Genomic DNA, 12,621 nt, shown 5'->3' with positions numbered 1-12,621 from the left:
AAGGACGCGGACGGTATATGGACACGGTGGACAGACAGCTCATCCAGGCGCTCCGGGAGAACGGCCGCGCGTCCTACGCCGAGCTGGGCCGGCTGGTCGGACTCTCCGGCCCGAGCGTCACGGACCGCATCAACCGCCTGGAGCAGGCCGGGGTCATCACCGGCTACCGCGCGACGGTCAACCCGGCCTCGCTCGGCTTCGGCGTCACGGCCCTGATCGGCCTTCAGCTCACCGACGCGGCCGACCACGAGGACGTCGCGTTCCGGCTGAAGGACCTCAACGAGGTCGAGGACTGCTGGTTCATCGCGGGTGACGACTCCTACATGCTCAAGGTCCGGGTGGCCGACGTGGCCGGCCTGGAGTCGGTGGTGAAGCGGATCTCGGGCACAAAGGGCGTGGCCCGGACCCGCACCACTGTCGTACTCTCCACGAAGTGGGAGAACCGGGTGAGTGAGCTTCCTCCTGTAGGAGAGTGACTTATGGCATTGGTCGGTCTGGAGGAACTGCGCGCCGCTCGGCAGCGGATCGCGGGGGTCGCTGTGCGCACCCCGCTGGTTCCCGCCCCCTGGGCGGCCGAGGGGGAGCGGCGGCTCTGGCTCAAGCCCGAGAACCTCCAGCCGACCGGGGCCTTCAAGACCCGCGGCGCCTACAACCGGTTGGCCGCGCTCACCGCGGAGGAGCGTTCCCGCGGCGTGGTCGCCCAGTCCAGCGGCAACCACGCGCAGGCGGTGGCGTACGCGGCGCAGTTGCTCGGCATCAAGGCCGTGATCGTGATGCCGGACACCTCGCCCGCGGTGAAGGTGGAGGCCACCCGCTCGTACGGCGCCGAGGTGATCCTGGTACCGCCGGGGGAGCGGGACGCTCTGCCCGGCGAGCTGGCCGAAAGGCACGGCTACGTCTGGGTGCCCCCGTACGACGACCCGTTCATCATCGCGGGCCAGGGCACGGTCGGGCTGGAGATCGCCGAGGACGCCCCGGCCGAGCTGGACACCGTCCTGGTGCCGGTCAGCGGCGGCGGCCTGATCGGCGGGACGGCGGCCGCGCTCAAGCTCACCCGCCCGGGCATCCGGGTGATCGGCGTGGAACCGGAGCTGGCCGCCGACGCGCAGGCCAGCCTGCGCTCCGGGCGCCGGGTGGAGTGGCCGGTCGCCGACACCTACCGGACCATCGCGGACGGGCTGCGCACCCCCTCGGTCGGAGTGTTGCCGTACGAGCACATCACCACCTACGTGGACGACATCGTCACCGTCACCGAGGACGAGATTCGCGCCACCGTCGCCCTGCTGGCCCGCCGCGGCCGGCTGGTCGCCGAGCCCTCCGGTGCCGTCGCCCCGGCCGCGTACTTCCACCGCGCCGCCGAGACCGGGGGCCAGACGGTCGCGGCCGTGGTCAGCGGTGGGAACATCGACCCGGTCCTGCTCGCGGAGCTGCTCTGCGCATAGGCGTACGCTCAGTCCGGCAAGGAATCGAATGTCGGAGGAGGCGGGGCACCGCATGGACGCAGGGCTCAAGCGCGAGCTGGAGGCGAAGGTCTACGCGGGTGAGCGGCTGACCCGCGAGGACGGGATCGCGCTCTACGAGAGCGACGACCTGGCCTGGCTGGGCGGGCTGGCCCACCACGTGCGGACGCGGAAGAACGGCGACGTCGTCCACTTCAACGTCAACCGCCACCTCAACATGACCAACGTGTGCAACGCGTCCTGCGCGTACTGCTCGTTCCAGCGCAAGCCGGGCGAGAAGGACGCGTACACGATGCGCATCGAGGAGGCCGTCCGCCTCGCCAAGGCGATGGAGAGCGAGTCCCTCACCGAGCTGCACATCGTCAACGGCCTGCACCCGACCCTGCCGTGGCGCTACTACCCGCGCTCGCTGCGGGAGCTGAAGGCGGCCCTGCCGAACGTCTCGCTGAAGGCCTTCACCGCGACCGAGATCCACTGGTTCGAGAAGATCAGCGGCCTGTCCGCCGACGAGATCCTGGACGAGCTGATCGACGCCGGCCTGGAGTCGCTGACCGGCGGCGGCGCCGAGATCTTCGACTGGGAGGTCCGCCAGCACATCGTCGACCACGACACCCACTGGGAGGACTGGTCGCGGATCCACCGCCTCGCGCACAGCAAGGGCCTCAAGACGCCGTGCACCATGCTGTACGGCCACATCGAGGAGCCCCGCCACCGGGTGGACCACGTGCTGCGGCTGCGCGAGCTGCAGGACGAGACCGGCGGCTTCCAGGTCTTCATCCCGCTGCGCTACCAGCACGACTTCCACGACTCCAAGGACGGCGTCGTGCGCAACAAGCTGATGGCCCGTACCGAGATGGCCACCGGCGCCGAGGCGCTGAAGACCTTCGCCGTCTCCCGGCTGCTGTTCGACAACGTCCCGCACGTCAAGGTCTTCTGGGTGATGCACGGCGTCGCCACCGCGCAGCTGGCGCTCAGCCACGGCGCGGACGACATGGACGGCTCGGTGGTCGAGTACAAGATCACCCACGACGCGGACAACTTCGGCACGCCGAACAAGCTCGGCCGCGAGGACCTGCTCGGTCTGATCCGCGACGCCGGCTTCCGCCCGGTCGAGCGCAACACCCGCTACGAGGTCATCCGCGAGTACGAGGGCCCGGACCCGATGCGTCGCGAGGCCCCGCAGGCGATGCGCCTCTGACCTGCGAACTTCCTGCCGTCCGGGCCGTACTCGGGCCCGGACGGCGGCGTCTTCACGGCTCCCGCACGCGACCCGGGTTTACCAACGGGTGCGGCGTTTGGCAGGATCGACGGCATGTCCGGTTCTCATCGCGCCACCGAGTACCCGCCGTACGAGCCGACGCAGGAGCCGGTGTACGGGGTGCCGCAGCAGCCGCACGAGGCGCCGTACGACGCGTACGAGCCGTACCGGCAGCCGGTGCGGCAGGACTACTACTACGGCGAGACCCAGGAGGCCCCGCAGGCCGCTGACGGGTACTTCGAGGCGTACGAGCAGCCGTTCCAGCCGTACCCGGCGGAGCCGGAGCCGGTGTACGGCCAGCCGGTGTACGAGCAGCCGGTGTACGAGCAGCCGGTCCACGAGGAGCCCGCCCCGGTCGAGCCCCTCGCCCCGGTCGTCCCCGCCGCGGCCGCCGTACCGGGTGGCAGGGCCGCCGCCCGGGGCCGACGGCGCAAGGCGAAGCAGAAACGTCACGGCAAGGCCGTGATGGCCGGCACCGCCCTGCTGGTCGCGGCCGCCGCCGGCTGGTACACCGTCGGCCAGGACGACGCCAAGCCCGGCATCACCGCCGCCGACGGCCCCGGCCCCGAGGGCGTCAGCAAGCCCGACCAGCCCGCGCCCGCCTCCGCCGCCGTTCAGGCCGCCACCGACCGGCAGTCCGCGCCCCCGGCCGCCGGTCGCAGCGAGACCCGCCCGGACGGCTCGCTGGCCGCGATACCCGGCCTCGGCGCCACCTTCACCGCGAAGATCCCCGCCGAGACCACCCAGGTCGTGGTCGCCTCCGGCGCCGACAAGAACACCGACAAGAACACCGTCGTCCTCTGGACCCGCACCCCCGAGGGCCGCTGGCTGGCCGGCGAGACGTGGAACGGCCACAACGGCAAGAACGGCTGGACCGCCGACCACAACGAGGGCGACCTGCGCAGCCCGATCGGCGTCTTCTCGCTCACCGACGCGGGCGGCCGCAACGCCGACCCGGGCAGCAAGCTCCCGTACGACAAGGACCCGAGCTTCGTGGTCTCCGGCACCGGCTTCTTCGGCGACCAACTGGCCGGCTCCTTCGACTACGTGGTCGCGATCAACTACAACCGGGTCCCCGGCAACTCCCCGCTCGACACGCGCCGCCCGATGGGCGCCAAGAAGGGCGGAGGCATCTGGCTCCACGTGGACCACGACGGGCCCACCCACGGCTGCGTGTCGATCCCCGAGGACAAGATGGCCCAGCTGATCCGCGCCCTGGACCCGAGCGCCCACCCCGTCATCGTGATGGGCGACGCCACCACGTTGGCGGCCTGACCTCGGCATACGCCCAAGCCAGGCGCCCCAACAGGCCTTGTCGATCTCCTACAGATCACAGGTTCGGATCCTGTAGCCGGTCATGCCCTGCTGACCAGCGAGTAACCCGGTTCCATGGCACCATGAGCGGTTCGCGCATTGTGGCACTCGGCCACTACCAGCCCCCCAAGGTCCTCAGCAACGACGACCTGGCGGCGCTCGTCGACACCGATGACGAGTGGATCCGCACCCGGGTGGGCATCCGCACCCGGCACATCGCCGAGGGCGAGACCCTGGTCGACCTCGCCACCGAGGCCGCGCAGAAGGCGCTGGCCAACAGCGGCCGGACGCCCGAGGACATCGACCTGGTCGTGGTCGCCACCTGCACTGCCATCGAGCGCAGCCCCAACACCGCAGCCGCCGTGGCCGCCCGGCTGGGCGTGCGCTCGCCCGCCGCGTACGACATCAACACGGTCTGCTCCGGTTTCTCCTACGCACTGGCCACCGCCGACCACGCGATCCGGGCCGGCGCGGCCCGCCGCGCGCTGGTGATCGGCGCCGAGCGGATGTCCGACACCCTCGACTGGACCGACCGCTCCACCTGCGTGATCTTCGGCGACGGCGCGGGCGCCGCGGTGGTCGAGGCCCAGGAGGAGGGCGCCGAGCCCGGCATCGGGCCGGTGGTCTGGGGCTCCGAGCCGGAGAAGGGCGACGCTGTGGTGATCACGGGCTGGGACCCGGTGATCAGCCAGCAGGGCCAGTCGGTGTTCCGCTGGGCCACCACCCAGCTCGCCCCGCTCGCCCGCGAAGCCTGTGAGCGGGCCGGGATCGACCCCTCGGAGCTCAAGGGATTCGTCCCGCACCAGGCCAACCTGCGGATCATCGACGCGATCGCCAGGAAGCTGGGCCTCGGCGACGCCGTGGTGGCCCGGGACGTGGTCGACTCCGGCAACACCTCGGCCGCCTCGATCCCGCTCGCCTTCTCCAAGCTGGTCGAACGCGGCGAGCTCTCCCCGGGCGATCCGGTGCTGCTCTTCGGCTTCGGCGGCGGCCTCGCCTACGCCGGCCAGGTCGTCCGCTGCCCGTGATTCACCCGCTCGCGACGGCCCATCCGCCCCGGAGGCGAGCGGGCGAATAGCAGCATGCCGGTGGGCGGGCACCCTGTGTGAGGGGTGCTCGCCCACCGGCATGTCTGGCGCGCCTGCGGTACGTCGGCGGACCTCCCCCGAGGACACGGCCGCCGTCCGTCTTACCCCGGACAGGAGGCCGGGGCTGCGCGCGGAGCGGATGATGGATCGAACGGATGGTCTTACTTGGGCGCCTTCTTCCCGGTGACACCCAGGTACACCAGGGGAGCGAGGTTGGGCTTGAGGTCCTTGACCTTGACGCCCCAGGAGGTGAAGGCCTTCTGGTGCTCGGCCACCGATGCGAGCAGCGAGACCAGAGCGCCGGAGACGGCGTTCGGGTCGAGCGACTTGTCGGCCTGACCCTTCGCCTGGAGTTCCTTGACGGCCTCCGCGAGCGGCTTGGCGACCGAGTTGAGGACGGTCATGCGGATCTTGAAGAACCGCTTGTCCCCTTCCGCGGCACCGAGCGTGACCACTCGCAGAATGGCGTCGTTCTTGCGCCAGAAGGCAAGGAATCCGTCGACCAGTTCTTCCGAAGTGGTCGGACCGGACTTCCCTGCCCAGGACTTTCCGGCCACCAGCTCTTTGAGGGTGTCGGCGTCCTTGGCCATTTCCTCGGCGATTTCGAGGACTGCGCCCTCGACATCTGGGAAGTACTGATAGAAGGTCGCGGGGGAGGTACCCGCCATACGGGCGACGTCGATGACCTTGACGTCCCGATAGGGCGACGTGCTGAGCATCTCGCGGAGGCAGTCGAGCAGCTTCTGCCGCGTCTCCTGTCCGCGTCGCCCGGCGACGCGACCGTCGACGGTGCGAACTTGTCCTGTCATGCCGTCAGCTTACCGTGGCACGATCTTGGCGCGATTCGGTGATGCGACTATTACTCCGCACGGGGGCTGGTATAGCGGCATGAACCACTTCGGACGGATATTCACCGGGCTCTGAAGGGGCTGTTGAAGCCCCCCCGTGTGCTTTTGACCCCATAGCGTGACGGCGAGTCCGCTGAGGGGTGGTCTGGTGACAGAGCGTGACCGCCCCTGGGGGTGGAAACCGACGGTCCGGGTCGGCTGACGCAAGCCGCAGCCGGAGCGGGCGTCATAATCCGGCCGTTCCGTCATCGCTGACCAGGCCACTGTCCGGCGGGCCCCTCCGGGCAGGGGAGGTTGGAGATGCGCCGGGCGGCATTGGAGAATCGGGACCGGCACCACGCGGCGGGTGCGGAAACGGGGAGGTGGCAGCGGAGTGGACCAGCTGACGGCGCACGATCCGAGGCGGATCGGGCCCTTCGAGGTGCTGGGGCGACTCGGCGCGGGTGGGATGGGGCTGGTCTACCTGGCGCGCTCCGCGGCCGGGCGCCGGGTGGCCATCAAGACCGTCCGGGGGGAACTGGCCGAGGACGAGCTGTTCCGGGTCCGCTTCGCGCGGGAGATCGCGGCCGCCAAGACGGTCGGCGGCTTCTACACCGCGGCCGTGGTGGACGCCGACGCGGACGCCAGGGTGCCCTGGCTGGCCACCGCGTACATCCCGGCGCCCTCGCTGGAGGACCTGGTCGAGGAGTGCGGCCCGCTGCCGGTGGAGGCCACCCGCTGGCTGGTCGCGGGCATCGCCGAGGCGCTGCAGTCCATCCACGGGGCCGGTCTGATCCACCGCGACCTCAAGCCCTCCAACGTCCTGGTGGTCGAGGACGGCCCCAAGGTGATCGACTTCGGCATCGCGTCCGGGGTCTCCAGCACCCGGCTCACCATGACCAACGTCGCGGTCGGCACCCCGGCCTACATGTCGCCCGAGCAGGCCCGGGACAGCCGGACCGTCCGGGGCGCCAGCGACGTCTTCTCGCTCGGCTCGCTGATGGTCTTCTGCGCCACCGGGCACCCGCCGTACCGCGGCTCCAACCCGGTCGAGACGGTGTTCCAGCTGCTGCGCGAGGAGCCGGACCTGTCCGGCATGCCGCCCGAGCTGATGGACCTGGTCCGGGCCTGCATGCAGCAGGCGGCCGAGCACCGGCCGACCCCGGCGCAGATCCAGGCCGAGCTGGCGCCGCACCTGTTCTCCCGGGACGACGCCTCCGGCGAGGCCGGCGACTGGCTGCCCGCCAACGCGCTGGAGCTGATCGAGCGCAAGCGCGGGCGCCGCCCGAGCGCGCCGCCGCCCCGCCCGTACGCCGGCCCTGTCGAGCCGCAGCCGTCGCACCCGCAGCCGTCGCACCTGCCGGCCCCACAGCCGCAGATCCCGCCGCAGCACCCCGGCCTGGACGACCCGCGCACCCATCCGGGCGCCCGGCACGCGCCGCCGCCGGCCGGGCCGGTGCACAGCGTGCCGCGCCCCGGGCCGGGCTCGGAGGCCGAGATCCCGACCGCGAAGATCCCCTCCAAGAACAAGCACCGCGCGCCCACCGGCGGGGTCAGTGTCGAGGTGCAGCTGTCCGGCGCCTCGGTGCGGATAGGCCCGGGGCCGCGGGCCGAGCACGAGCAGCCCGGACCGACCACCGCCCCGGCCGAGACCGACTGGGTCCGCCGGACGGCGCCGACCCCGACCCCGCCGGCACCCCCGGCGCCGGCCCCGACCCCCGCCCCGGCCGCCCGCTGGCGCCCCTGGCGGTTCCGGATGTCCAACGACGTCTGGGGCACCCCGGTGGTCGCCGACGGCACGCTCTTCGTCTCCAGCTTCGAGGTGCACGCGCTGGACATCGCCTCCGGCGAGCGCCGCTACAAGACCCGGGACGTCGCCTGGGCGCTCGCGGTGGACGCCGGCCGGGTGCACGCCGCGGACGGCCCGCACCTGTACACCGTGGACGTCGCGGACGGCACCGAGCGCTGGCGCACCTCGCTGGACGGCTGGGTCTACTCGCTCTCCGCCGCCGACGGGGTGCTCTGCTGCGGCGTCCGCGGCGGCGGTGTCCAGCTGCGCGCGGCCGCCACCGGCGCCGAGTTGTGGCGCGCGGACGACGCCCAGCAGGACTACGAGAACCCGCAGTCCGGCCCGGTCCTGGTGGCCGGCGCCGCCTACTACTACGGCGCCGGGCGGCTGCGCTGCGTGGACCCGCGCGGCGCGGGCCTGCGCTGGTCCTTCCCGGTCGGTGAGGACGTGCCCTCGCACCCGGTCGAGCGCGGCGGCGTGCTGTACGTGACGGCCGGCACCCGGGTGTACGCGCTGGACGCGGCCAGCGGGGTCGAGCGCTGGCGTTTCGAGGCCCCGGTGGTGCTGTTCACCCCGCCCGCCCTGGACGCCGACGCGGTCTACGTGGCCGACTACCTGGGCACGGTCTACGCGCTGGACGCGGCCACCGGCCTGGACCGCTGGCGCGGGGTCACCGGCAGCCGCCAGGGCGCCGAGCCGGTGGTGGTCGGGGACGGCATGGTGCTGGTGGGCAGCGGCGAGGTGCTGTACGCCTTCGAGGCGGCGACCGGCCGGGAGCGCTGGCGCTACACCGCGCGCGGCGAGATCGTCGGCTCCCCGGCGGTGGCCGATGGCCTGGTGCACCTGGGCAGCCGGGACCACTCGCTGCACACGCTGGACCTGGCGACCGGTCAGCTGCGCTGGGAGCTCGGCACCAAGGGCGAGCTCACCGGCTCCCCGGTGGCGGTCGGCGGGCGGGTCTTCGTCGGCTCCAAGGACCGCTGCGTGTACGCGCTGGACGCCTACTACGGCACGGCGGTGCCCGCCCGCTGAGCGGGGCGGACACCGCCGGTCCGGTGGTGGCCGAGGGCCAGGGCCCGGGCGGTCAGGTCTCAGGCCTCAGGTCTCAGGTCTCAGGCCTCAGGCCTTGCGGGCCTCGGGGTGGCGGCTGCACCAGCCCTCCCACGCGGAGGAGACCATCTCCGCCACGTCGTGGCTCGCGCTCCAGCCCAGCTCGCGCTGGATCAGGTCGGCGGAGGCCACCACCCGGGCCGGGTCGCCGGGGCGGCGCGGGGCCATCTCGGGAGTGGTGTCGTAACCGGTGACCTTGCCGATCGCCTCGATCATCTCCTTGACGCTGACGCCCTCGCCGCGGCCGATGTTGAGCACCAGCGAGGTCGCGTCGGCCGGGTCGGCGGCCAGCCGCTTGGCGGCCGCCACGTGGGCCGAGGCGATGTCGGAGACGTGGATGAAGTCGCGGACGCAGGTGCCGTCCGGGGTCTGGTAGTCGTCGCCGAAGACCAGCGGCGCCTTGCCGGCGGTGAGCCGCTCGAAGACCATCGGGATCAGGTTGAACACACCCGCGTCGGAGAGCTCGGGCGAGGCGGCGCCGGCCACGTTGAAGTAGCGCAGGGCCACGGTGGACATCCCGTGGGCCTTGCCCGCGGCGGCGACCAGCCACTCGCCGGCCAGCTTGGTCTCGCCGTACGGGCTCATCGGGGCGCACGGGGTGGACTCGGTGACCAGGTCGACGTCCGGCATGCCGTAGACGGCGGCGGAGGAGGAGAACAGGAAGCGCTTGACGCCGCCCTCGGCCGCGGCCTCCAGGACCGTCTGCAGACCGATCATGTTCTCGCGGTAGTAGAGGAACGGCTGCTCGACCGACTCGCCGACCTGCTTCTTGGCGGCGAAGTGCAGGATGCCCTCGACGCCGTGCTCGCGGATCGCGGCGTCCAGGGCGGCGCGGTCCAGGGTGGAGCCCTGGATCAGCGGGACGCCGGCCGGCACCCGGGAGGCGTCGCCGGTGCTGAGGTCGTCCAGGACGGCGACGCGCTCGCCGGCGTCGAGCAGCTGACGGACGACGTGCCCGCCGATGTATCCGGCACCGCCGGTGATCAACCAAGTCATGCGGCAATCCTAGGCGTTCGCATGCGGGTCACCCCGGGCGGGCGAGTCCAGCCAGCAATTCGGACAAATCGGTGAAATCATGACAAGGATTTCCGTGCTCTCACACCCGCGCCCTTCGGCGTGGTGACGAATCGGAGGCAGCCAGGTGAGCCGCAAGAAGGAACACAACCGTCCGCGGCCGGCCGGCCCCGGGCCGACCGGGCACAGGGCGGCCCACCGTCGCCTGTTCGCCCCGGGCGCGGTCGCGGCGCTGACGGCGCTGGCGCTGGCCGGCTGCAGCGGCTCGTCCTCCTCTTCGTCCTCCTCTTCGTCCTCCGCCTCCTCCCCGGCGTCGACCGCCTCCCCGTCCGGCGCCACCAAGCAGGCCACCTCCACCCCGACCAACCAGCCGGGCAGCGGCAACCAGCTCCAGGACGCCTACCAGAAGGTGATCGCCGACGTACTGCCCTCGGTGGTCCAGATCACCACCGGGGAGAGCCTCGGCTCCGGGATCGTCTACGACGACAAGGGCGACATCGTCACCAACGCCCACGTGGTCGGCACCGCGACCGCCTTCACCGTCACCCTCGCCAACACCACCAAGTCGCTGGACGCCACCCTGGTCGCCAGCTACCCCGACTCCGACCTCGCGGTGATCAAGCTCAGCAGTCCGCCGAGCGGCCTCAAACCGGCCGTCTTCGGCGATTCGAGCAAGGTCGAGCTCGGCCAGATCACCCTCGCCATGGGCAGCCCGCTCGGGCTCTCCAGCAGCGTCACCCAGGGCATCGTCTCGGCCACCGGGCGGACCGTCACCGAACCCCGGGGCGTCGGCTCGCCGGGCGCCACCATCGGCAACATGGTGCAGACCTCGGCCGCGATCAACCCGGGCAACAGCGGCGGCGCGCTGGTCAACCTGGACAGCAGGGTGATCGGCATCAACACCCTCGCCGCGACCGAGCCGCAGACCAACGGCGTGTCCGCCCCCGGCATCGGCTTCGCCATCCCGGCGTCCACCATCACCAGCATCACCGACCAGCTGATCAAGCAGGGCAAGGTCACCAACTCGGGCCGGGCCGCTCTCGGCATCACCGCCCGGACCAGCTTCAACCAGCAGTTCCAGCCGGCCGGCGCGGTCATCGTCGCGGTCGGCACGGACGGCGCGGCCGCCGCGGCGGGGCTGCAGCCCGGCGACGTCATCACCAAGATCGACGACACCCCGGTCGACTCGCTGAACGCGCTCACCACCGCGCTCGCCTCGCTCACGCCGGGCAGCAAGGTCACCGTCACCTACACCCGGGACGGCAAGAGCCAGACCGCCGAGGTCACGCTCGGCACGCTGGCGACCGGCTCGTAGGCGTGCCCTGAGCTCCGGTGCGCCGTCGGCCCGCACGCCGCGCAAGGGTTCCGCGGGCCGGGCACCGCGCACCGGACCGGGTGCCGGGACCCCGTCCACTTCCTCGACCGGGTCCCGGCGCCTTTCGCCGCCTCCGGGCGCTCAGCGGCGGGCGGTGTGGGTGTGCCAGGGCAGCTCGACGGTGACCGTGGTCGGGCCGCCCGCCGGGCTGGCCACCAGGAACACCCCGTCCACCGCCCGGATCCGCTCGGCCAGCCCGGCCAGGCCGCTGCCCGGGTACGGGGCCGCCCCGCCCTTGCCGTCGTCCTGGACCAGCAGCATCAGCTGGTCGTCCGAGCGCCAGACCTCGACCGAGGCAGTGCGGGCGCCCGCGTGCTTGGAGACATTGGTCAGCAGCTCGCTGACGGTGAAGTAGGCGATGCCCTCGACCGCCGAGTCCGGGCGCTCGGGCTCGCCGTCCGACCCGGCCAGGTCCACGTTCACCTTCACCCCGCCCGGGACGGTGCAACGGGCCGCGACCGCGGACAGCGCCGCGTCCAGGCCGCGGTCGGTGAGCACCGCAGGGTGGATGCCGCGGGCCAGGTCGCGCAGCTCCTGCAGGGCCAGCTTCACCTCGCCGTGCGCGTTGTCGACCATCCGGGTGGCGGCCGCCATGTCCTCCTCGGACTCCACCTCGCGCAGCCGCTCCTTGGCCATGCCGAGGTCCATCGCCAGCGCGACCAGCCGGGCCTGGGCGCCGTCGTGCAGGTCGCGCTCGATCCGGCGCAGGTCGGCGGCGGCGGTGTCGACCACGGTGCCGCGGTCGTCCTCCAGCTCGCGCACCCGCTCGGCCAGGGCGCCCGGGAAGAGCAGCGACTCGATCAGGATCCGGTCGATCGCCGCCATCGCGCGCACCACCCAGGGCAGCACCGGCCACAGCACCACGACCGAGACCAGGGACAGCGTGAAGCTGAGGATGCCCCAGGGCAGCATCAGCACGTTGTAGAGCGCCGACCGCCAGTTCAGCAGGTCGGTGAGGTGGGCGATGGTGTAGCCGACCAGCCCCGGGCGGCGCGGCCGGACCGGCTCCGGGTCGTCGATCGCGGAGCCGTACGCCGAGCGCGCCCGGCGCCGACCCAGCCCGCCCAGGGAGCGGGAGACGGCCAGCCCGCCGGCCAGCAGCGGCAGACCGATCACCGTGATCGACAGGCCCAGGCCGACCGAGAGCGTGGTGACCGCCAGGACGAAGCCGGCGATGCCGAGCGGCAGGTTGAGCATCAGCTGACCGACCTGCCGCCACATCCGTGCGCCGTACAGCGGCGGGCGCTCCATCCGAGCGTCCTGCTCCTTGACGGCGTCCACGGCTCGGCGGTGCAGCGGCTTCATCGGATCATCCGTTCCTGTCGGTCGGGCTGGTGGACTGGTGGACCAAGCTTCCCGAACCGGGGACGGGAGGTGCCATGGGGG

At 72.2% G+C, this 12,621-nt stretch carries 10 protein-coding genes; 7 read left to right on the top strand and 3 right to left on the bottom strand.

All coding sequences use genetic code 11. The features are described from left to right. Positions 1-17 precede the first annotated feature (17 nt). The 5 genes from ACIRYZ_RS09595 to ACIRYZ_RS09575 all read left to right on the top strand — a co-directional run bounded on the left by ACIRYZ_RS09595 (position 18) and on the right by ACIRYZ_RS09575 (position 5,060). Positions 18-476, top strand: coding sequence for an Lrp/AsnC family transcriptional regulator (locus tag ACIRYZ_RS09595; RefSeq protein ID WP_030055719.1), 459 nt, complete (start codon positions 18-20; stop codon positions 474-476). Positions 477-479: 3 nt separating this feature from the next. Then, positions 480-1,442, top strand: a complete 963-nt coding sequence (locus ACIRYZ_RS09590; protein ID WP_402941720.1) for a threonine/serine dehydratase — start codon at positions 480-482, stop codon at positions 1,440-1,442. Between the two features lie 52 nt (positions 1,443-1,494). Beyond that, positions 1,495-2,658, top strand: coding sequence for an aminofutalosine synthase MqnE (mqnE, locus tag ACIRYZ_RS09585; protein WP_402941719.1), 1,164 nt, complete (start codon positions 1,495-1,497; stop codon positions 2,656-2,658). Between the two features lie 114 nt (positions 2,659-2,772). After that, a complete protein-coding gene (locus ACIRYZ_RS09580) occupies positions 2,773-3,993 on the top strand; it encodes a L,D-transpeptidase family protein (protein ID WP_402941717.1) in 1,221 nt (406 codons plus the stop codon). A gap of 122 nt (positions 3,994-4,115) precedes the next feature. Further along, entirely contained in the window at positions 4,116-5,060 is a 945-nt protein-coding gene (locus ACIRYZ_RS09575) for a beta-ketoacyl-ACP synthase III (RefSeq protein WP_402941715.1), read from the top strand. 221 nt (positions 5,061-5,281) lie between these two features. Here the strand turns inward: ACIRYZ_RS09575 and ACIRYZ_RS09570 are convergent, their stop codons facing one another. Beyond that, complete coding sequence (locus ACIRYZ_RS09570; RefSeq protein ID WP_402941714.1) at positions 5,282-5,929, bottom strand: TetR family transcriptional regulator; 648 nt, start codon at positions 5,927-5,929, stop codon at positions 5,282-5,284. A gap of 412 nt (positions 5,930-6,341) precedes the next feature. Here ACIRYZ_RS09570 and ACIRYZ_RS09565 point away from each other — a divergent pair, with 412 nt between their 5' ends. After that, positions 6,342-8,768 (top strand): PQQ-binding-like beta-propeller repeat protein, encoded by a 2,427-nt coding sequence (locus ACIRYZ_RS09565; protein ID WP_402941712.1) that lies wholly within the window; start codon positions 6,342-6,344, stop codon positions 8,766-8,768. Positions 8,769-8,855: 87 nt separating this feature from the next. On the opposite strand, the gene galE is transcribed toward ACIRYZ_RS09565, so the two are convergent. Further along, positions 8,856-9,842, bottom strand: coding sequence for a UDP-glucose 4-epimerase GalE (gene galE, locus ACIRYZ_RS09560; RefSeq protein ID WP_402941710.1), 987 nt, complete (start codon positions 9,840-9,842; stop codon positions 8,856-8,858). A gap of 145 nt (positions 9,843-9,987) precedes the next feature. On the opposite strand from galE, the gene ACIRYZ_RS09555 reads away from it, so the two are divergent. Then, positions 9,988-11,175, top strand: a complete 1,188-nt coding sequence (locus ACIRYZ_RS09555) for a S1C family serine protease (protein WP_402941708.1) — start codon at positions 9,988-9,990, stop codon at positions 11,173-11,175. Between the two features lie 141 nt (positions 11,176-11,316). Here the strand turns inward: ACIRYZ_RS09555 and ACIRYZ_RS09550 are convergent, their stop codons facing one another. Continuing rightward, on the bottom strand, positions 11,317-12,540 hold the full coding sequence (locus ACIRYZ_RS09550) for a sensor histidine kinase (protein WP_402941706.1): 1,224 nt from the start codon (positions 12,538-12,540) through the stop codon (positions 11,317-11,319). Between the last annotated feature and the right edge of the window lie 81 nt (positions 12,541-12,621).

The sequence above is a fragment of the Kitasatospora sp. NPDC101155 genome (assembly GCF_044768305.1).
Taxonomy (GTDB): domain Bacteria; phylum Actinomycetota; class Actinomycetes; order Streptomycetales; family Streptomycetaceae; genus Kitasatospora.
Note: the sequence above shows the minus strand (reverse complement) of the source record. Positions and strands in the feature narration are given on the sequence as shown.